Genomic DNA, 19,630 nt, shown 5'->3' with positions numbered 1-19,630 from the left:
TCAAAACGATTAGGGGGTACTCTTTTCATGAACAAGTCGATCAATATTCAGGATACGTTCCTGAACCAGCTTCGCAAAGAGAGCATTGCAGTCACCGTCTATTTGACGAACGGCTTCCAAATTCGCGGATACATCAAGGCGTTTGACAACTTCACGATCATTATCGACAGCGAAGGCCGCCAGCAGATGGTGTACAAGCACGCGATCTCGACCTTTACGCCGCAGCGTCCGGTATCGCTGATGCCTCAAGAGCCCGCCGCCGAATCCTGATCGTGAGGGAACCCGCTTTCTGCGGGGCCAAGACGTGCGGATGAAACTTTTTGCGCCTCCGTTACGTTTAATAAATGAACAAGAAAAGAAGCAGAGCAACCCCATCCGGGTTGTTCTTTTGCTTCAATCGGGTAAGGAGGGAGTCGGACGATGAGCGCAACACGGAACTCCAACGCCAATCAGCCGAAAAAACAACCGAAAAAAAGAAAGGCGAAAAAGAAGTTTCGTCCGAAAAAGCTGCTTGTCTGGTTTTTGATTACGTGTGCGCTTGGCGCTTTTTGCGCGATGGCGGGATATATCGTAATCATGCTGAACGGGGAAAAATACTATGAGGAAAACAAAGATAAGATGGTGATGGCCGACGCAGCCATCGTGTACGACAGAGACAATCAGGAAGTGATGACGCTTGCCAGGGAAAACCGCGAGCTGGTGACGATGAGCGACATTCCGGAGAAACTCGCGCAGGCGTTTATCGCTACCGAGGACAAACGCTTTACCGAGCATAACGGGATCGACTTCTGGTCGATCGGCCGCGCGCTGTACAAGGACATTATGCACCGCAGCCTTGTTGAAGGCGGCAGCACGATTACGCAGCAGCTGGCCAAAAACATGTTTTTGGACGCCGACAAGACGATATTCCGCAAGGCGAACGAAGCGGCCATTGCGCTGGCGCTGGAGCGGAATAAGAGCAAGGATGAAATACTGGAAGCCTATATGAACCGGATTTATTTCGGCAATCGGGCTTATGGCGTCAAGGCGGCAGCGAAGCTGTATTTCGGCAAATCGGACCTGACATCGCTCCAAGTATGGGAAATGGCTACCTTGGCGGCGATCCCGAAGGCGCCGTCGTATTATAATCCGATCAGCGATCCGGAACGTTCCAAAGAAAGACGCGGCGTCGTGCTGCAGCTGATGAAGGACCAGGGCTACATTACCGAGGAAGAACGGGCGAATGCGGCCGCAGTCGTGTACGACTACAAGCCTCCGACCAAGAGCAACCAATACGCCGCCTTTATCGATTACGTCGTTAACGAAGCGGTCGAGAAAACCGGTAAAACCGAGGATGAGCTGCTGCGCGGAGGATACAAAATCTATACGACGATGGATCAGACCGCGCAGAAGGCGATGGAGCAGGCTTACGCCAACGATAAGCTGTTCCAGGCCGACGGTCCGAAGCAGCAGATGCAAAGCGCGATGGTCATCGTCGATCATAAGACAGGCGGTATTATCGGGATGATCGGCGGCCGGGACTACAAGACCAAAGATATGAACCGGGCCGTCCGTCCGCGGGCGCCGGGCTCGTCATTCAAGCCGATTACTGTGTTCGCCCCGGCGATGGAGTACGACTTCAACAAGTACAATCCGTATACGATGCTGAAGGACGAGAAGATGTCGTTCGGTGGTTATTCCCCTTCCAACTGGGATAACGTGTACTTGGGACAAATGAGCATGAAGCAAACGATCCAGAAGTCCGGCAACGTCGCCAGCGTATGGCTGCTCAACGAAATCGGTGTGAAGCGGGGGATGGACTTTTCCAAAAAGATCGGAATCCCGCTTGACGAAACGAAAGACCGGAATCTCGCGATCGCCCTCGGCGGATTGACCAAAGGCGCTACTCCGCTCCAGATGGCTGCGGCTTACGGCGCGTTTGCCAACAACGGTCAACTGAACGAAAGCCATTCGGTGTTGAAAATCGAACGTGCAGGCTCGGAGGTTTACACGTACAAGCCGGCGAAGCCGGAACAAGTGATGAGCGCGAGAACCGCATGGTATATGACCGAGATGCTTAAAAACGCCGTAGATAACGGCACGGGAGCCAGCGCCAAGATGAACCGGGCGGTAGCCGGCAAGACGGGCACGACCCAGCTGGATTTGAAAGGGCTGGAGAAATATAACCGCGACGTCTGGTTCGCCGGGTATACGCCGGAATGGTCGGCGGCGATCTGGATGGGCTTCGATACGACCGACACGCAGCATTACGTGAAGGACGGCAGCGCGCGGCCCGCTATTTTGTTCAAGGAAGTTATGACGAAGGCGCTTGTGAATTATAAGCCTTCGCAGTTCGTGAAGCCGAAGGGCATCGAGGATATCAGCGCACCGCCGCCAACCGTCAGCGATCTGGCCGGCACCTACATCAAGGAAGAACAAACCGTCAAACTGACCTGGTCTCCGGTCCAAGGCGACAATATCGTATATAAAGTGTTCCGCAAAGGAACGAAGGACAGCGAGCCGAAGCTGCTGGCCAGCTCGGCGACGCCGGAGCTGCGCGATATGGCGATTCCGGGCGACAAGTACGAGTATTATGTAGTTCCGTACAACTCGGCAACGAGCATAGAAGCGGAGAAGTCCAATGTCGTTACGGTCGAGATTCCGGCAGGCGGCAATCAAGGCCCCGGCGAGGGGAACGGGAATAACGGCAACGGCAATAACAACGGTAACGGCAATAACAATGGCAATAGCAATGGCGATGGCAACAATGGCGGCAACGGAAATAATAACGGCAGCGGAAATACTAACGGAAACAACAGCAGTAATAACGGAGGTAACAATAGCAATAACGACGGTAGTGGAAATACTGGTGGAAACAATACCGGAAACAACACCGGGAATAACACGGGCAACAACACAGGTAACAACACCGGCAACAACACCGGCAACAACACCGGAAATAACACGGGCAACAACACAGGTAACAACACCGGCAACGGCACTGGAAGCGGCGGCTCGGACGGTACTTCCCCAGGGGGAAGCGGCACGGGCAGTACATCCGGCGGCAACCAGACCCCGACGGGCTCCGCCGGTACAGGAGGCGGAAGTACGCAGCAGCCGGTTCCAAATCCGAATCAAGTTCCTAATCAGACCCAATAGACGGTATCGGATACGATCTGATTAATCGGCTATACTCTATCCCTATTGAATCGGCGCGAAGCACATGCCGCTGTGAACGGTGTGTAAGAACAAAAACTCTAACGGACACAGCGGTCGTTAATACGGTGAATTTCGATCCATTTGATTTCTAACGGACATGAATGCAACTATTGAGGAGAAATGTTACTTTTAGAGGTGGTTCGGAGGAAATAAGCGCTGTGGTGACCATTACATTTCAAAAAACTGTTCTTCAGCGAAATAACCTTCAACATGTCCGTTAGAATATGGTTTAGCTTACATTCCGGGCTCATCTCCGTTTTAATGCGGAGAAGAACATACACATTCTGATCTCTAAAGACAAGCTTTTAAACGAAGCCTTTACCACGCTAAACGATCCTGCATAAGAGGCAGCTTTTCTTGATTCAGAATGTTTGGATTCACTGATTCACTTCAATGCTTTATCGCCTTAGAGAACTTAATCATTCTGGCGACAAGAAAAACCGGCAGGGCAGTTCCCCTTGCCGGCCTTTTTTGTGCCATTTAAGCCAATATGGAATCGATCTTTGCCAATTCCTCGTCGCTGAAGCCCAGGCGATTTAATGCCGCGACATTTTCTTCGATCTGGGATACCCGGCTGGCGCCGATCAGGGCGGAAGTTACTTTGCCTCTTCGAAGCACCCAAGCCAGCGCCATTTGCGCAAGCGTCTGGCCGCGTCCTTCGGCAATCTCGTTCAGAGCGCGTATTTTCGCGATTTTGTCGTCGGTCACATCTTTGGATTTCAGAAATCCGGTCACTTTGGCCGCGCGCGAATCTTCAGGAATTCCCGAAATGTACCGGCTCGTAAGCAGCCCTTGGGCGAGCGGGCAAAAGGCGATCGTGCCTGCCCCTGTCTCGTCCAGCACGTCCTGCAAACCGCTTTCGATCCAACGGTTCAGCATCGAATAGGCAGGCTGGTGAATCAGCAGCGGCGTGCCGAGCTGCTTCAAAATTTCGGCGGCACGGGCCGTTTGCTCCGCATTGTACGAAGAAATCCCGACATACAGCGCTTTGCCTTGACGCACTACGTGATCGAGCGCCATCATCGTTTCCTCCAGCGGAGTGTCCGGATCAGGACGATGCGAGTAAAAAATATCGACGTAATCAACGCCCATCCGCTTCAGACTCTGATCGAGGCTGGAAACTAGATATTTCCGCGAACCCCAGTCCCCGTATGGCCCCGGCCACATATGATAGCCCGCTTTCGTCGAGATGACCAGTTCGTCGCGATAACCGGCAAAATCCGTTTTGAGAATCCGGCCGAAATTTTCTTCCGCGCTTCCCGGAGGTGGACCGTAGTTATTGGCCAAGTCAAAATGCGTAATTCCGAGATCGAACGAACGGCGAAGCATCGCCCTCATGTTCTCCAGATAATCGACTCCGCCGAAGTTGTGCCACAGCCCGAGCGAGATCGCCGGCAGCTTCAGTCCGGAACGTCCGCACCTGTTGTATACCATCGATTCGTACCGGTCGCTTGCAGGAGTGTAGGTCATTGTTGTTGTCACGCCTCCTCTATGTAGAGATCCTCGCTATTACCTCTTCATCATAACGGTTTCGTCCGTCCTGCTGCAACAACGGATCTCGGTACGCCGATTTTCAGGCGCGCATTCGATTCGCTTCCATCTTCAAGTAGGATTCCGGAGCACCTTTGTCGAAGTAAGTCAGGATCGATTCGGCAATATCAACCATACAGGTGACGACATGCAGAGACTGGTTTCCTTATTCGCCGCACAGCCGTTCAAAAGCTTTCAGGTGCGTATGTTCCTTTATTTGATTATAATCGGATCTGTTCCGGTTTGTATTGCCTTAACGTTTTTTTACGTCCAATCGGCGGAGCGTACCGAAGCGGAATGGAAAGCGGCGGTATCGGCCAAGCATGACCGGGTCACGCGCCAGCTGGAGAAAGAAATGCGGGAGCTCGAATATGTATATAGATCGCTACTGGAAACCCCCGGGTTGGAACTGTGGCTCAAATCCGGCAAGATCGGCTTGGAAGAGGAAGACGCCGCGATGCGCAGAGTGAAGGAATCGATCGTGCATTCAGCCTCGTACCGGCTGGAGTACCGGAAACATATAATTGATTTTTGCTTTGCGATCGAAGGGGGCAGCTCGTTCTGCGCGGCCGGCAGCCCGCTGGACTACGAATCGCGCGCTTCGAAGATGCCGGTTAACCGCTCCGACTTTTTCGTACGCGAAGAAGGACGCAACCGGATATCTTGGGTCGGTCCTTTGTACGGTTCGGACTATTATGTGGACGGCTCCATTCGAATCCTGGCGGATATGACCCGCATACTCGACGAGATACGCGGCGACAGCGGCTTATCCAATCTGGCGCTGTGGGATCCGGATACTGGTTCCGTGCTGTTCGAGAGCGGAACCCGGCAGCCCGGTATGGAGCAAGGCACGTCCTTGTTTCTTTCGGAGAAAGACGCTTTCTTGAGAGCGGGACCGGATGTGATCGTCTCCCAGAGGCCGTTATCGGTACCGGGACAGACGTGGATGAGTTATGTTGAAGTCCCGAATACGGACGGGATGGCGCTGAAATCAACGATGCGCAACACGGTGATCGTCTTTTTCACTATCGTTCTCGCGGTGTCTATCGTTAGCTCCGTATTATTCTCCGCTTTGTTCTCCCGCCCGCTGCACTCGCTGCGCCGGCTTATGAAACGTGCCGAATCGGGCGATCTGAAGGCGTACTGGACTTCCGGTAGCGTGCGTGAGATCGACGAACTGGGAAACAGCTACAACCAGATGCTGAATCGTCTGGAGGAGACGATCAAGCAGGCGAAGCTGGAGGAGTCGCTTAAGAAAGAAGCGGAGATCGAAGCGCTGCAGTATCAACTGAATCCGCATTTTTTGTACAATACGCTGAATACGATCAAATGGGTGGCCAAAATCCATAAAACGCCGCAAATATCCGACGCGGTCAGCGCGCTCGTTCGTCTGCTGCAGGCGAGCCTCGGCAAGAAGGGCGATTTTCTTACGCTGAAGGAAGAGATTGCGCTGCTGCGCGACTATATGGCGATCCAGTCGTTCCGTTACGGCGATCTGGTGAAGCTGAACCTCGATGTCGATCCGCTTGCCTCCGTTTGTCTCGTGCCGAAGCTGATGCTGCAGCCGCTGGTCGAAAATGCGCTCATTCACGGGCTTGCGAACAGTCCCCGCGAAGGGGAGATTACGATTCGGGCTTGGCTCGACCGCGATATGCTGCTGTGCCAGGTACAGGATAACGGCATAGGCATAGCCGAGCCGGACGGGGTTGTGAATCCGCAGCATAACCCTGCGAGCAGCAAGGAACGAATGAGCGGCATCGGCTTGCGCAATATCCGGGAGCGAATTAAGCTGTACTACGGGCCGGATTACAAGATGCATGTGTTCAGCAAGTTGAATGTGGGGACTACCGTCCGTTTGTCTTTGCCTATTCACCGAAATGAGGAGTCCTGATTATGAATGTGTTGATCGTCGACGATGAGCCGATTATCCGGATCGGCTTGCGAACGCTGGTCGACTGGGAGGAGCACGGCTTCCATCTGGTCGGCGAAGCCTCCGACGGCATAGAGGCGCTGGAATGTTTCCGCAAGGAACAGATCGATATTGTAATAACGGATATTCGGATGCCACGAATGGACGGCCTTGCGCTGATGCGCGAAGTGAAGGAATTGCAGGAAGACGTAGGGCTTCTCGTCCTCAGCTGCCTCGACGATTTCTCGCTCGTGAAGGAAGCGATGAAGCTCGGCGCCCAGGACTATATCCTGAAGCCGACGATGGAGCCGGACGGGCTGGTCGACATTCTCCGGTCGGTGCGCGCCAAGCTGGATGAAGAGCGCCATACGAAGCGGGTTATCGCGGAATGGCAGGAGCAGCTCAAGCAGTCGAAAGCGTATCGTCTCGCCGATTGGCTGCGTCAATACGTGCAGGCCGGCGTGGGCGAGGCAAGACTGGAGGCCGAGCTGTTTCAGCGGGGGGCGGGGACGTTCAGCATCTGGGTCGAGACCGATTCCGTCTTTCGCCCTTCCTTGGAGGAGTGGACGATCCCGCACAGTAAGGCCGTATTGAAATGGAGCGACAAAGTATGGATCGTGATGGGCGGCACCGACCGGAGCTTGTCCGAGAAGGAACGTCATGAATGGATGTTCGGATGCGCGCAAAGCGTGTACACGAAATTGAAGGAAGCCGCTCCACCGCAAGCGGATTGGTTTGTCGGGCTGGGCCCGGTGATCCCGAAGGCACAAGATTTCGTTCATGCGCTCGCGGTTCATCGCCGGCAAGGGCACCGGTACTTTTATGGAGAAGCCGGACCGCTGATCGTTGACGATTTTCCCGCTGCGGAAGAAGCACCGCTACCCGTTCAGGAGCGAAACGACTTTTTGCGGGCCGTATCCAACGGGAACAAAGAAGCGGCCGGCCATTGGATCGAGATGATTGCCGAGTCCATCCGGCGCTATAAGCCGAACGTCGCCAAGCTTCAAAGCTTCGTATGCGATATGCTGGGCTTGGCGGCCGGCTTCGCCAGGCAGCAGTCCCGGCGAAGCGAAGACGAGCCCGAATCTGTGTCGCTGGAGCAGATCCGCTCCATCCCGCGGGCCGACTTGCTGTGTTCGTTCATGGTCGAGGAAGCGGAGCAGCTGTGGGGAAGGCCGTACGGCGGAGAGCGCTCCAAAGCGTCGAACAATCCGTTTATCAAAAAAGCCGTCCAATTCATGCGCGAGCAATACCGGCGCAACATCGGGACCGTCGATATCGCCGATCACGTGAAGCTGAGCCGCAGCTATCTCAGCGATTTGTTCAGCAAGGAGATGGGGGAGTCGCTGACTGAGACGTTAACCCGGATCCGTATCGAGGAAGCGAAGAAAAAGCTGCTTTCCGGCGAGATGAAAGTGTACGAAATTGCCGAAGCGGTCGGCTTCTCCGACCCGAAATCATTTGCGAAGACGTTTAAAAGGCTTGTCGGCTGTACGCCGAAAGAGTTCGAGGCGACGCACAAATAGACACCTACAGGGTGTCTATTTTCAGGACGCCGCGAAGCTTTCACTGGCATCCTGCGATATCGGGGCCGCGCAACGCAGCCGGCCTTCTTGCGTATAACCTACATAATCAATGCGGATGGAAAGGGGAAACCGATGGATCATGTGCACGGCTCGTACAACCTTTTTCTGGTCGCGTTATCTTATATTATCGCTGTAACTGCGTCTTATTCGGCTCTTGATCTGGCCGGAAGGATCGTCACCTCGAGAGGGAAGGCTCGCTCGATCTGGCTTGGGTGCGGAGCGGTATCGATGGGACTTGGCATCTGGTCGATGCATTTTGTCGGCATGCTCGCTTTTTCCTTGCCGATGGACGTGTCGTATAAGTTCGGGCCGTTTGTTATGTCGGTTCTGCTCGCTATAGCCGTTTCCAGTGTAGCGTTGTATACGGTCAGCGGAACCGTCTTCGGCGCCAAGCAACTGGTGGCCGCCTCGGCTCTGATGGCCGCGGGAATATCGGGGATGCATTACATCGGGATGGCCGCGATGACGGTTCAGATCACCTACAATCCGATGCTCGTCGCCCTGTCGGTCGCGATCGCGATCGCCGCTTCGCTTGCAGCCTTATGGCTGCTGTACGTTTTTCGCAAAAACCAGTCCCGTTACGTCGTCCTGTACAAGCTCGGCTGCGGCACCATAATGGGCGCAGCGATTGCGGGCATGCATTACACGGGGATGGCGGCGGCTACTTTCCGATCCGGCGACGGTCCGACCAGCGGGGGGATGCGGATTGAGCCCGGTATGCTCGCTTTGATTATCTCGGCAGGCATTTTGCTTACTCTTGGCTTCACGCTGTTCAGCGTGTATGTGAACAAGCGGCTCTCGCAAAAAGATTCGGCGATCAAACAGCATGAACGGTGGTACCGGTCGCTGTACGAAAATAATTCGGACGGAATTATATCGATCGATACGCAGGGGAAGATTATCAGCTTCAACCCGGCGGCTTCGATCCTTACCGGATTCACCGAGGCGGAATACAAAGATGCGCCCATCGCGTCGCTCGGCAGCGGAATCGCCGGGGGCCTCTCGGCAGATTCGAGTTATGAAACGACCTTCGTACGAAACGATAACAGCCGCGTGGAGCTGAGCGTGAATCCCGTTCCCGTCGAGATCGACGGGGAAGCGGCAGGCACCCATCTGTTAATCAAAGATATAACCGAAGAGAAACGTTCCAAACAGATGATCCATTATCTGGCCTATCATGACGAGCTGACCGGGCTGCCGAACCGGCGAAAGTTTAACCAGCTGTTAGCGGAAGCGATCGAGGACGGGGAGAGGCGGGGTAGCCGGTTTTCGGTTATGATTCTCGATATCGACCGGTTCAAGCTCATTAACGATTCGCTCGGCCATACATGCGGCGATATGTTCCTGAAAGAAGTAAGCGAGCGGCTGCTCCTTAGCGCGGAAGGGTTCGACGTATCAATCGCCAGAATGGGCGGTGACGAATTTACGATTCTGTGCCGCAGCGGTCAGGAATATAGCGGAGATACGGCGCGGCTTGCGGATCGGATCATCCAGTCGGTGCAAGTTCCTTACCGGATCAAGGACAACGATTATTATGTAACCGCGAGTATCGGAATCGCGGCCTATCCGGATCACGGCCTAATGTCCGAGATCTTGCTCCGCAACGCGGATACGGCCATGTACGAAGTAAAAAAACACGGAAAAAACGGCTATCGTTATTATTCACACGAACTGGATTCCGGGTTGGCGGAGAAAATGGAGCTCGAAGCGGATCTGAGAAAAGCGTTGGAGCGGGACGAATTGACCGTTCACTACCAGCCGCAGTTCGACACGTCCGACCGGAGCATGATCGGAATCGAAGCGTTGGTCCGCTGGAATCATCCTGCCAGAGGATTGCTGTACCCGAAAACGTTTATCCCGCTCGCCGAAGAAACCGGACTGATCTATGATCTCGGAACGTGGGTGCTGCGCGAAGCTTGCCGGCAAATGAAGGATTGGCACGACGGAGGAGGGCCGCGGATTCCGGTATCCGTCAATCTGTCCTCGCTGCAGTTTCACCAGAACAACCTGGTCGGTTATGTGACCCGCATTCTCGAAGAAACGGGGTTGGCGCCGGAATATTTGGTGCTGGAAATTACGGAGAGCATGATGATGGACCCGGCCACTTCGAAGGCGATCCTGGACGATCTGGCCCGGCTCGGTATCCGGATCAGTCTGGACGATTTCGGCACAGGCTACAGCTCGCTAAGCTACTTGAGGCAGTTTCCGATTCATAAGCTGAAGATCGACCGGTCGTTTATTGCCGACATCACGATGAACGACAACGATAAAGCGATCGTCGAGACCATTATCTCGATGGCCCGCCATCTGAATATGAACGTTATCGCGGAAGGAATCGAGACGGAGGACCAGCTGGAAATATTAAAAGCGAACGCCTGCAAGGAAATCCAGGGCTACTATTTCAGCAGACCGCTTCCGCCGGACGAACTGGAGAAGACGTTTTGGACGCCGATCCAAGCTTAAACAAGGAGGACTGCAATGAAGGCGGCGATACTGACCGACATTCACGGCAACAGCCCGGCTCTCGAAGCGGCGCTTGGGCACATCGACGCAGCCGGCGATTTCGACCGGATCTAGTGCCTCGGCGATCTGATCGGGATCGGTCCCGATACGAACGAAGTGCTGGAGCAACTGACGGCGCGTAACGACATGTTTTGTATCACCGGCAATCATGAGCAGGCGGTGCTGCGTATCATTCGGGGCGACGGGTGTTTGCCGGGGCACGAGCAAGCATTTGCCCATCATGAGTGGATCGCGGGACGGCTGGATTCCAAGTTTGTCCCGTATCTCAGCCGGCTGCCGCTTCAGGAGGAGGTGCGGCACGAGGGACGCCGAATCTTGTTGACGCATTACCATCTCGGGAACGACGGCCAATATGCGGCGATCGACCCCGACCCGGACGGCGTCAAGCTCGATAAGCTGTACGGAGATAGCGGTTATGATCTCGTCTGCTTCGGTCACCATCACCCTGTTCATTTGTTTAGAACAGTCCGCAGACAGTACATGAATCCGGGAGCCCTCGGCTGCAGCGATACGCCGGTCGCCCGATACGGAGTCGTCACGGTTCGGGATGGGGAAGTCGCGATCGAGCTGAAGGAAGCGCCATACGATAACAGTTTGTTTTTGCGATCCTACTCCTCGCTGAACGTTCCAGACGGGCCGTTTATTCTGAGAGCTTTCCATGGAAACCAGCATTTACGGCTGTAAGCCGAGGCCGGGAGCGGACGGGAGAAGGGGCGCCACAAGTACAATAAACCGGAGCGCTGTAAAGAACCTGTAGCTGACTGACCCTATAAGATGGACCGCGTCCGTAAGGAACGCGGTTTGTTAAGGTTTCAGAGTAAGGTAAAGTCGCAAGTGTGGTAGGCTTAAATGCGTTGCTTCGAAAAAGCGAAATGGCCGGTTTGCGAATTTTTGTACGAAAAAAAGCTATCTGATACGCAGGGTCCAGGCCTCGGGACAAAGGCTTCGCTTAAGAAATTTTTCTTAAGCGGTTCAGCAAGTGTCGCAGATTCGTGAATCGTGAATCGTAACCGCCCGGCCCTATGCTTGTGGACAGGTGAGAAGGAACGGGGCGGAATGGGAGGGGGCAACCGACCGCCGTTTTGCAAGGAATAAGGGTGGTTTGCAGTCTTTATTTTGTCCAAAACCGGTTCGGCTGACGAAATAAGAACGGTTTGAAGCTGCTAAAATCGGCGAAAAGGGTGCAGACACCATCCGTTGGTTGAAATAAGGGGTGCAAACCGCCTCTATGTCGCTTCGGTTTGTGAATCGGCCGGAAATAGAACATACCAAAGACCCTTATTGGGGGCGGCTGAACTCCATGATGGATCAAACGAGCGAACGGCTGAAAGGCCGAAAGGCCGAAAGGCCGACGGGGTAGACGGTCAGACAGGAACGGTGGAACGAAGCCCTCAAGCCCTACTCCACAAGCCCAACTCCACAAGCCCGACTCCTCAAGCGCTGCACGCTGCCGGGGTGTGCCGTATACGGAGCGGCAGCCCCTTGGCGGATCCCGTTTTCAGGAAAATCGAACAAATCGCCCCCCATTTCCAACAAAAAGTTCCTTTTATGTTCGGATGAATACGTTTACAGTATGTACATCAAGGTATTTGACGTTTCATGCATTCGGCCAGCAGCGCTAAGTGGGGGGATATAGATGGAGACAATTCGCAAGACCGACATCGCGCTGTACGATTCAACCCAGGGCAGCGAACCGATTCTGAAGGCGGTCGGCATCAAGCGGGTGTTCGGGCGCGGTCCAAGCGCAGTCCACGCGCTGAAGGGCGCCAACCTGTCGATTCCGTACGGCCGGCTCGTTGCGCTGAAGGGGCGGTCCGGCTCGGGTAAAACGACGCTGATCAACTTGCTTGGGGCTCTGGATGTGCCTACGGAAGGCGCGATATACTTCGGCGGTCAGGAGATTACGACACTCGGGGAGAAAAAGCGCAACGAACTGCGTCGCGTACAGATGGGCTTCATTTTCCAGTCGTTTGCGCTTATGCCGCTTATGTCCGCCTACGAAAACGTGGAGTTCGGCCTTCGGATCGCCGGCACGCCAACGAAACATCATCGGGAAATGGCGGAGCGGGCGCTCGAAAGCGTGGGGCTCAAAGCCAGAATGAGTCACCGGCCCTTCGAGATGTCGGGCGGGGAGCAGCAGCGGACCGCTATTGCGAGAGCGATTGCGCACCGTCCCAAGCTGTTGCTCGCTGACGAGCCTACAGCCGAGCTGGACAGCAAGATGGGGCTGCAGATCATTAAAATCTTCAAGGATCTCGTACAGATGGAAGGGATGACGATCGTCATCACTACGCACGATCCTGCCATTATGGAAATCGTCGATCAAGTTTACGCATTGGAGGATGGGCAAATTGTCGATCAGGGGTAAAGCTTACGCTCGCCGCGTTATGGTCTCCGTACTCGTCGCCGCCGCTTGTGCCGGCTGCTCCCTCGTACCGGCGGAGGAGGAACCGTTGAAGCCGCCGCTGGTGAAGCCGGTCAAAGAAAATTATGAGATCGTCGAAGTGAAAAGCGGTACGATTATTAAACGAATTTCGGGTGTGGCGACAGTCGAATCTACGAACGTTAAAAATCATGAGTTTAAAGGCGTATCCGGTAAAATCCAGGAAGTGCTCGTACTCAACAACACGCCGGTCAAAAAGGGCGATCCGCTCATCGTGCTCGATCCGGGCGACTCGGCCATCGTGCTGAAGGAGAAAGAGCGCGATTACGAGCAGGCGGTGTACAACCTGGAACAGGCCAAGCAAACCCAGGATACGAACAAGATGAAAATCCGGCTCATGGAGCTGAATATAGCGGAGCTGCGGCTGAGCGACGCGAGGAAAGCGGTGGAGGGGAAAACGCTGCGCGCCGAGATGGACGGGATGATCACGTTCGTCGATCCGGCCAAGCCGGGCGATTCGGTGCAGGCGAATAAAACCTATGTCATTGTCTCCGATCCGAACTCGGTGCGACTGGCCTACACGTCCGGCAATACGTCCGATATGCTCGAGGTGCAAGCCGGCGTCTCGGTGGAAGTGACAATCAAAGGCCAAAAGCTGGAAGGAAAAGTCGTACAGTCGCCGTCCAATACGCCGGCTACCGACAACAAGCAGCTGGCCGAACGGTATTCGAAAACGATATTTATTCAGGTCCAGGACCATCCGCCGGAGCTGAAGCTGGGGGCCAATGCGGATATCAACATCGTAACGAGGCAAAAGGATAACGTGCTGATCATTCCTCCGCGCGCATTGTCGCAATATTTGGGACGTAATTTCGTCAAGGTGCTCGAAGGCGACAGCATCAAAGAAGTGGACGTCGAGAAAGGGCTGGAAACGACCAGCGGCATCGAGATCGTTAAAGGCATTAGAGAAGGGCAAAAGCTTATCCTGCAATAGCATATAGGAGCCGTTGCGCTCTAGCGCCGATATGAAGCGCCCCCTCGGAAGGAGGATCCGTTTTCGTGGCCATACTTGTTATGATTTTTCGCAAAATGCTCAAGAACAAATGGCTGGAGCTCAGCCTGCTGTTCGGGCTCGTGCTGTCCGTGGCGCTGGTCAGCAGCATGCCGATCTACACCGAGGCGATCTTGCAGCGGATGCTTGTGAAGGAACTGGAAAATTATCAGGTGAGCTCCGGCGCCTATCCGGTCACCCATCGCACCGGTCTGTACTTGACGGACGACGATCCGCAGAAAAACGGGGAAAGCACGCGTCAGGTGGACGCATTTATGGAATCGGTCAAAGACCGGTTCTCCCTGCCGATTCTCGAACAGGTGACGGAGCGCGGAACGGATACGTTCTCGTTCAAGCCGATCGATACGGAAAGGGTCGATCCCGAGGTCCGGCGGAATGCGGATCTGGTCGCCTTCTCCAATCTGGAACAGCATATCAAGCTGGTGGACGGTGTGATGCCGGCCAAGGAGCCGGTAAACGGCGTATACGAAGTTCTCGTCGTGGAGAGCGCTCTTACCCAGCTGAAAATGGTGCTCGGCAACGAATTTATTATTGCTGACGAGCGGATCAAAAAGCCGATCACCGTCAAGCCGGTCGGTATTATTAATCCGAAGGACGAGCACGATCTGTTCTGGTATACGTCGGTCGAAAGCTACAGCCGATCGTTCCTGATGGATTTCGAGCTGTTCGAGAAGACGATCACGAATAGCAGCGAAACCGATATCTCGATGCGCTCCGGCTTCTGGTTTTTTGCGTTCGACTATTCGAGAATGAATATGCAGTCGATCGAATCGTTCATCCGTACGCATAACCGGATCGAGGGGTATGTGACGAACACGTTCAACAGCCAATCGATCAAGGCGCCGGCGCTGAGCGTCATCTCGAAATATTTGGACCGCCAGGAGCAGTTGCGCGTCATGTTGTGGTCGCTGAACGTTCCGGTTATGATCATGCTCGGGTTTTACCTGTTCATGGTATCGAACCTGATCGTAGATCGGCAGAAGACGGAGATTGCGGTCTTGCGGAGCCGCGGCGCGAGCCGCCTTCAAGTGCTGCTCAGCTACGTGATCGAAGGGATTTTGCTCGGAGTCGTAGCCTACATTATCGGTCCTTATGTGGGAATGCTGATCACCAAGCTGCTCGGAGCGTCCAACGGCTTCCTGGAGTTTGTCCAGAGGTCCGCTCTGATTGTGGAGCTGAACGCGACCGCTTATAAATATGCTTTATACGCCGTTACGTTCTCCCTGATCATGACGCTGATTCCGGCGTTTCTCGCCACCCGTACTTCCATCGTCGGACATAAGCAGCAGATGGCGCGGATGACGAAGCTGAGCTTTTGGCACAAATATTTTCTCGATATCGTCCTGCTTGGAATATCGATCTACGGACTGCAATCGTTTAAACGGCGGATGAGCGATCTGCAGTCGCTCGGACTCGACTCGGCCAGTTTCAAGGTTGATCCGCTGCTGTTCCTCGTTCCGGCGTTGTTTACGTTAGGGCTCGGCTTGCTGCTGCTGCGGATCTACCCGCTCTTTATCCGGCTCGTTTACTGGATCGGACGCAGGGTGTGGCCGCCTTCGCTGTACTCGACGCTGATTCAGGTCGGCCGTTCGAGCACGCAGTACAACTTCCTGATGGTCTTCCTGATGGTGACGCTTGCGACCGGCTTGTTCAGCGCCAGCGCCGCCCGCACGATGAACAGCAATACGCTGGAGAAGGTAAGGTACAAAAATGGTACGGACGTCATCATGAACATCAAGTGGGAGAACGATGCGCCTCCGCCTTCGATGGGCGGCATGGAGGAAGCCGGCGGGGAGGAAGCTGCGGATACGTCCGCCCTGCCGATCACCGGGCCGAAACGGATTCAGTATACGGAGCCGCCGTTCCAGGTGTTTACGGAGCTTCCGGGCGTGGAGAACGCCGCCAAAGTGTTCGTCAAGGACGACGCCAACGTACAGATCGGGAAATCGACGTCGCGGATTAAGCTGATGGGCGTCGATACCGACGAGTTCGGCAAAACCGCCTATTTGAAAGACCGGCTGCTGGAGCATCATTTTTACGATTATCTCAACTTGATATCGACGGAGCCTTCCGCCGTCCTGGTGTCCCGCTCGATGGCCCAGGAAGCCGGCGTCAAGGAAGGGGACTCGATCTACATCGGCTGGAACAACGTGACGTATAAGCCGTTCACCGTATACGGCATTATCGATTTCTGGCCGACGTTCAATCCAAACCCGCAGCAGCCGGCATCCGCCAACAAGAAACCGGAGCTGCCCAAGCTCGTCGTCGGGCATCTGAGCTATATTCAGAGTACGATCGCGCTGGAGCCTTATCAGGTATGGATCGACTTGAAGGATGAGCCGAATGCGAGAATGGTATTTAACGAGGCGATCAACGAGAAGGAAATACCGGTTGAGAATATTATCGATACCGGTTACGAGCTGACCCAGGCCAAAAACGATCCGTTTCAGATGGCGATTAACGGCGTCATGACATTAGGTTTTCTGATCAGCGTCGTCATCAGCTTTTTCGGCTTCCTGCTGTATTGGGTTCTGTCGCTCAACGGCCGGGTGCTGCAATACGGCATACTGCGGGCAATGGGGATCTCGTTCATGCAACTGATCGGCATGCTCATTACGGAGCAGGTGCTTACTTCCGGAGCGGCTTTTCTGCTCGGAGCCGGCATCGGGAACGTCACCAGCGTTCTGTTCGTGCCGCTGTTCCAGCTTTCGTTTAACCCGGCGACGCAGGTTCCGCCGTTCCAGGTTTTGTTCGATCCGTCCGACTCGTTCAGGCTGTATATGATCGTAACGGGCATGATCATCATCGGACTTGTCATCTTGGGCCATCTTCTCTCTCGAATCAAAATTCATCAGGCCGTCAAGCTGGGGGAGGATTAATCGATGATTCATTGCGAGAATCTGGTCAAAATATTCAAGGTGGCCGATCTGGAAGTCGTCGCCTTGCAAGGTCTCGATCTGCATGTCGAGCCCGGCGAGCTGATGGCGATTATCGGCAACAGCGGAAGCGGGAAATCGACGCTGCTTAATATGCTGGGCGGTCTCGACCGCCCGTCCGCGGGCAATCTTGTCGTCGACGGCAAAGATCTGTTGAAATTTACCGAGAAGGACATCGTCAAATACAAACGCGAGACGGTAGGTTTCGTCTGGCAAAACAACGCCCGGAACTTGATCCCCTATCTGACGGCACTGGAGAACGTCGAGCTGCCGATCCTGCTGCAAGGCCGCAGACGCCGGCTGAGAGCGCTGGAGCTGCTGGAAGCGGTAGGGCTGGGGCATCGGACCAAAAACAAGCTGAACCAGCTGTCAGGCGGCGAACAGCAGCGGGTTGCGATCGCGATCGCACTGGCCAACCATCCTCGTCTGTTGCTCGCCGACGAACCGACAGGCTCGCTCGATACGAAGATGTCGAACCAGATTCTGGATCTGTTCCGGGAGCTGAACCGGTCACTCGGTCTGACCGTTGTTATCGTCACCCATGATCCGCTGCTCGCCAAGAAGGTCGATCGCGTCGTAGCGATCCGCGACGGCAAAACGTCCTCGGAGTTTATCCGCAGCCGCTCCTATGCGGATGAGCTGGCCGAGCTGGAGCAGGGGATGGCGGTCGAGGAAGAGACGCATGTGGAATACGCGATATTGGATAAAGCCGGACGGCTGCAAATCCCGTCTAACTATTTGGAAGCGGTCGGGGTCAAAAATTCGAATAAGATGGTCGTAACGCTGGAGGACGGGAAAATCGTCCTGCTGCCGCCGCAAAACGAGACGGTCTCCAAATGACCGGCTGATCGAAACCGTTAAAACCCCGTCCGTACGGGGTTTTTTCACGATTTGGCTAGTTGTGCGGCTGTACCAGAAGGCGGCGGGCAAATCCCCGATTTGATACAAGTTAGGCACCAGTGGTATAATTTGGGGCGAGAAAAGGTTAAGCCAAGGAGTGGGACACATGTGGGGTAAACCGGTTAAACCGCTTAGAATGATGGCAATCGTTGGTGCGCTTGCGCTTACGATCGCCGGATGCGGGGAGAAGCCTGCAAGCAACGCGGGAGAAGGAGCGGCCGAAGGAGCCAAAAGCTGGAGCTCGCCGCCGCCGATGACGATTAAATCCGATAAAAAGTATGAGGCCGTCATCGACACGACAGAAGGCAAAATTACCGTCAGTCTGTTTAACGACACGGCGCCCAAGACGGTAAACAGCTTCGTTTTTTTGTCCAAGGAAAAGTTTTACGATAACGTCATCTTTCATCGCGTCATTAAAGGCTTCATGATCCAGACCGGCGACCCGACGGGAACCGGAAGGGGCGGTCCGGGCTACAAGCTGGAGGACGAGCTGAAGACGACCCGCAAGTATGAGCCGGGAATCGTTGCGATGGCGAATTCAGGGCGCAACACCGCCGGCAGTCAGTTTTTTATCTGTTCCGGCTCTTCCTGCTCCAATCTGAATCAGAAGCCCGATTACACCATCATCGGACAAGTGGCGTCCGGAATGGATGTCGTCACGAAAATCTCCGAAGTACCGGTCAAGCTCGGCGCGGATGGCGATATGAGCTCGCCCATCAAGGAAGTTAAAATCAATACGATCGAAATCAGCGAGAAATAAATCGGGTACGGCGGCGCGCGGACCGGGTGAAGCTGATGGGAACGTCGCGCCGGCCCTGAACTCCCGGGAGAGGGTGGGATTCCATTGATTCGAAAATACGCGGATCGAACCGATTGGGGGAGAATCGTAGAGAAGCAAGTTACGGTCGTATCGAAAAGAACGATCGGATTTTCGGGTACGGTCACCTTATGTGAGATGCTGAAAGTAAAATCGCCGCTGTATAAGCGGTACAGCCCGGAGCAGCCAGAGATATGCATTGCCTCGGACGGCTACAAATGGCTGCAGCATTTTCCCGAATACGCCCATTACACGTTGTCCTCGATGTACGATCAGGAGGATCGCGTCGTACAATGGTTTGTCGACATCTGCAAATGTCAGGGCGTCACCGATTCCGGCATTCCCTGGTATGACGACTTGTATCTGAATATCGTCATTCTGCCGGACGGCCAGCTGTACGTGCTTCATCAGGAACGTCTGGAGGAAGCTCTGGAGCGCGGGGAGCTGAACGAGAGCGACTACAAGCTGGCCTGGAAGACATGCAATCAGGTGGTGGAGGAGTACCGCAACGGTTCGTTTGACCTTCTTTTGCTGGCGGATATGCATTTGCAGGAGCTTAACGAAGAATCCTAATAGTGCGAGTTGAATTCCATATTCGATGTCGAGCACGCTTCCTGATTGGCTTCGTGATCAAAAGTGGACTATTTGAAACAACCTCTAATAGTGCGAGTTCAAAAAGTCCGGTTTTCAGCACCGAGAAGATGGGATGAAGCAAGGAAATGAGGAGCGGAGCATAGTGAAGCTACGTGAGCACCGGAAGTTCCGGCTGAATTCCA

General features: G+C 54.5%; 14 protein-coding genes. 13 read left to right on the top strand and 1 reads right to left on the bottom strand.

Annotated features, from left to right (window positions below; translation table 11 throughout):
• Positions 1-27: 27 nt before the first annotated feature.
• Together hfq and IDH45_RS03835 are read left to right on the top strand one after the other, a co-directional pair.
• Positions 28-270 carry an RNA chaperone Hfq gene (gene hfq / locus IDH45_RS03840; protein ID WP_190924873.1) on the top strand — a complete coding sequence of 81 codons (243 nt, stop codon included), beginning with the start codon at positions 28-30 and terminating at the stop codon, positions 268-270.
• Between the two features lie 150 nt (positions 271-420).
• Positions 421-3,138, top strand: coding sequence for a transglycosylase domain-containing protein (locus IDH45_RS03835; protein WP_190924871.1), 2,718 nt, complete (start codon positions 421-423; stop codon positions 3,136-3,138).
• Between the two features lie 540 nt (positions 3,139-3,678).
• Here the strand turns inward: IDH45_RS03835 and mgrA are convergent.
• Positions 3,679-4,668, bottom strand: coding sequence for an L-glyceraldehyde 3-phosphate reductase (gene mgrA, locus IDH45_RS03830; RefSeq protein ID WP_190924869.1), 990 nt, complete (start codon positions 4,666-4,668; stop codon positions 3,679-3,681).
• Between the two features lie 208 nt (positions 4,669-4,876).
• Between mgrA and IDH45_RS03825 the strand changes: the two genes are divergently transcribed.
• From IDH45_RS03825 to IDH45_RS03780, 11 genes are all read left to right on the top strand, one after another.
• On the top strand, positions 4,877-6,619 hold the full coding sequence (locus tag IDH45_RS03825) for a sensor histidine kinase (protein ID WP_190924867.1): 1,743 nt from the start codon (positions 4,877-4,879) through the stop codon (positions 6,617-6,619).
• Between the two features lie 2 nt (positions 6,620-6,621).
• The gene (locus IDH45_RS03820; RefSeq protein ID WP_190924865.1) at positions 6,622-8,163 is read left to right on the top strand and encodes a response regulator; all 1,542 of its coding nucleotides are present in this window, start codon (positions 6,622-6,624) and stop codon (positions 8,161-8,163) included.
• A gap of 132 nt (positions 8,164-8,295) precedes the next feature.
• Positions 8,296-10,686 (top strand): bifunctional diguanylate cyclase/phosphodiesterase, encoded by a 2,391-nt coding sequence (locus IDH45_RS03815; RefSeq protein WP_190924863.1) that lies wholly within the window; start codon positions 8,296-8,298, stop codon positions 10,684-10,686.
• Positions 10,687-10,701: 15 nt separating this feature from the next.
• Complete coding sequence (locus IDH45_RS33825) at positions 10,702-10,800, top strand: metallophosphatase family protein (protein WP_223836364.1); 99 nt, start codon at positions 10,702-10,704, stop codon at positions 10,798-10,800.
• 12 nt (positions 10,801-10,812) lie between these two features.
• The gene (locus tag IDH45_RS03810; RefSeq protein ID WP_223836386.1) at positions 10,813-11,430 is read left to right on the top strand and encodes a metallophosphoesterase family protein; all 618 of its coding nucleotides are present in this window, start codon (positions 10,813-10,815) and stop codon (positions 11,428-11,430) included.
• A 952-nt stretch (positions 11,431-12,382) separates the two neighbouring features.
• A complete protein-coding gene (locus IDH45_RS03805; RefSeq protein WP_190924859.1) occupies positions 12,383-13,114 on the top strand; it encodes an ABC transporter ATP-binding protein in 732 nt (243 codons plus the stop codon).
• Entirely contained in the window at positions 13,098-14,123 is a 1,026-nt protein-coding gene (locus IDH45_RS03800) for an efflux RND transporter periplasmic adaptor subunit (protein WP_190924857.1), read from the top strand. The genes IDH45_RS03805 and IDH45_RS03800 overlap by 17 nt, the downstream gene beginning before the upstream one ends.
• A gap of 65 nt (positions 14,124-14,188) precedes the next feature.
• Positions 14,189-17,080 carry an ABC transporter permease gene (locus IDH45_RS03795; protein ID WP_190924855.1) on the top strand — a complete coding sequence of 964 codons (2,892 nt, stop codon included), beginning with the start codon at positions 14,189-14,191 and terminating at the stop codon, positions 17,078-17,080.
• Positions 17,081-17,083: 3 nt separating this feature from the next.
• Positions 17,084-17,977, top strand: coding sequence for an ABC transporter ATP-binding protein (locus IDH45_RS03790; RefSeq protein ID WP_190924853.1), 894 nt, complete (start codon positions 17,084-17,086; stop codon positions 17,975-17,977).
• A 166-nt stretch (positions 17,978-18,143) separates the two neighbouring features.
• Positions 18,144-18,797 (top strand): peptidylprolyl isomerase, encoded by a 654-nt coding sequence (locus IDH45_RS03785; protein ID WP_190924851.1) that lies wholly within the window; start codon positions 18,144-18,146, stop codon positions 18,795-18,797.
• Positions 18,798-18,881: 84 nt separating this feature from the next.
• A complete protein-coding gene (locus IDH45_RS03780; protein ID WP_190924849.1) occupies positions 18,882-19,427 on the top strand; it encodes a DUF402 domain-containing protein in 546 nt (181 codons plus the stop codon).
• Positions 19,428-19,630 lie beyond the last annotated feature (203 nt).

The sequence above is a fragment of the Paenibacillus oceani genome, from assembly GCF_014705615.1.
Lineage (GTDB): Bacteria > Bacillota > Bacilli > Paenibacillales > NBRC-103111 > Paenibacillus_AB > Paenibacillus_AB oceani.
This window is presented reverse-complemented; position numbering and strand designations above follow the sequence as displayed.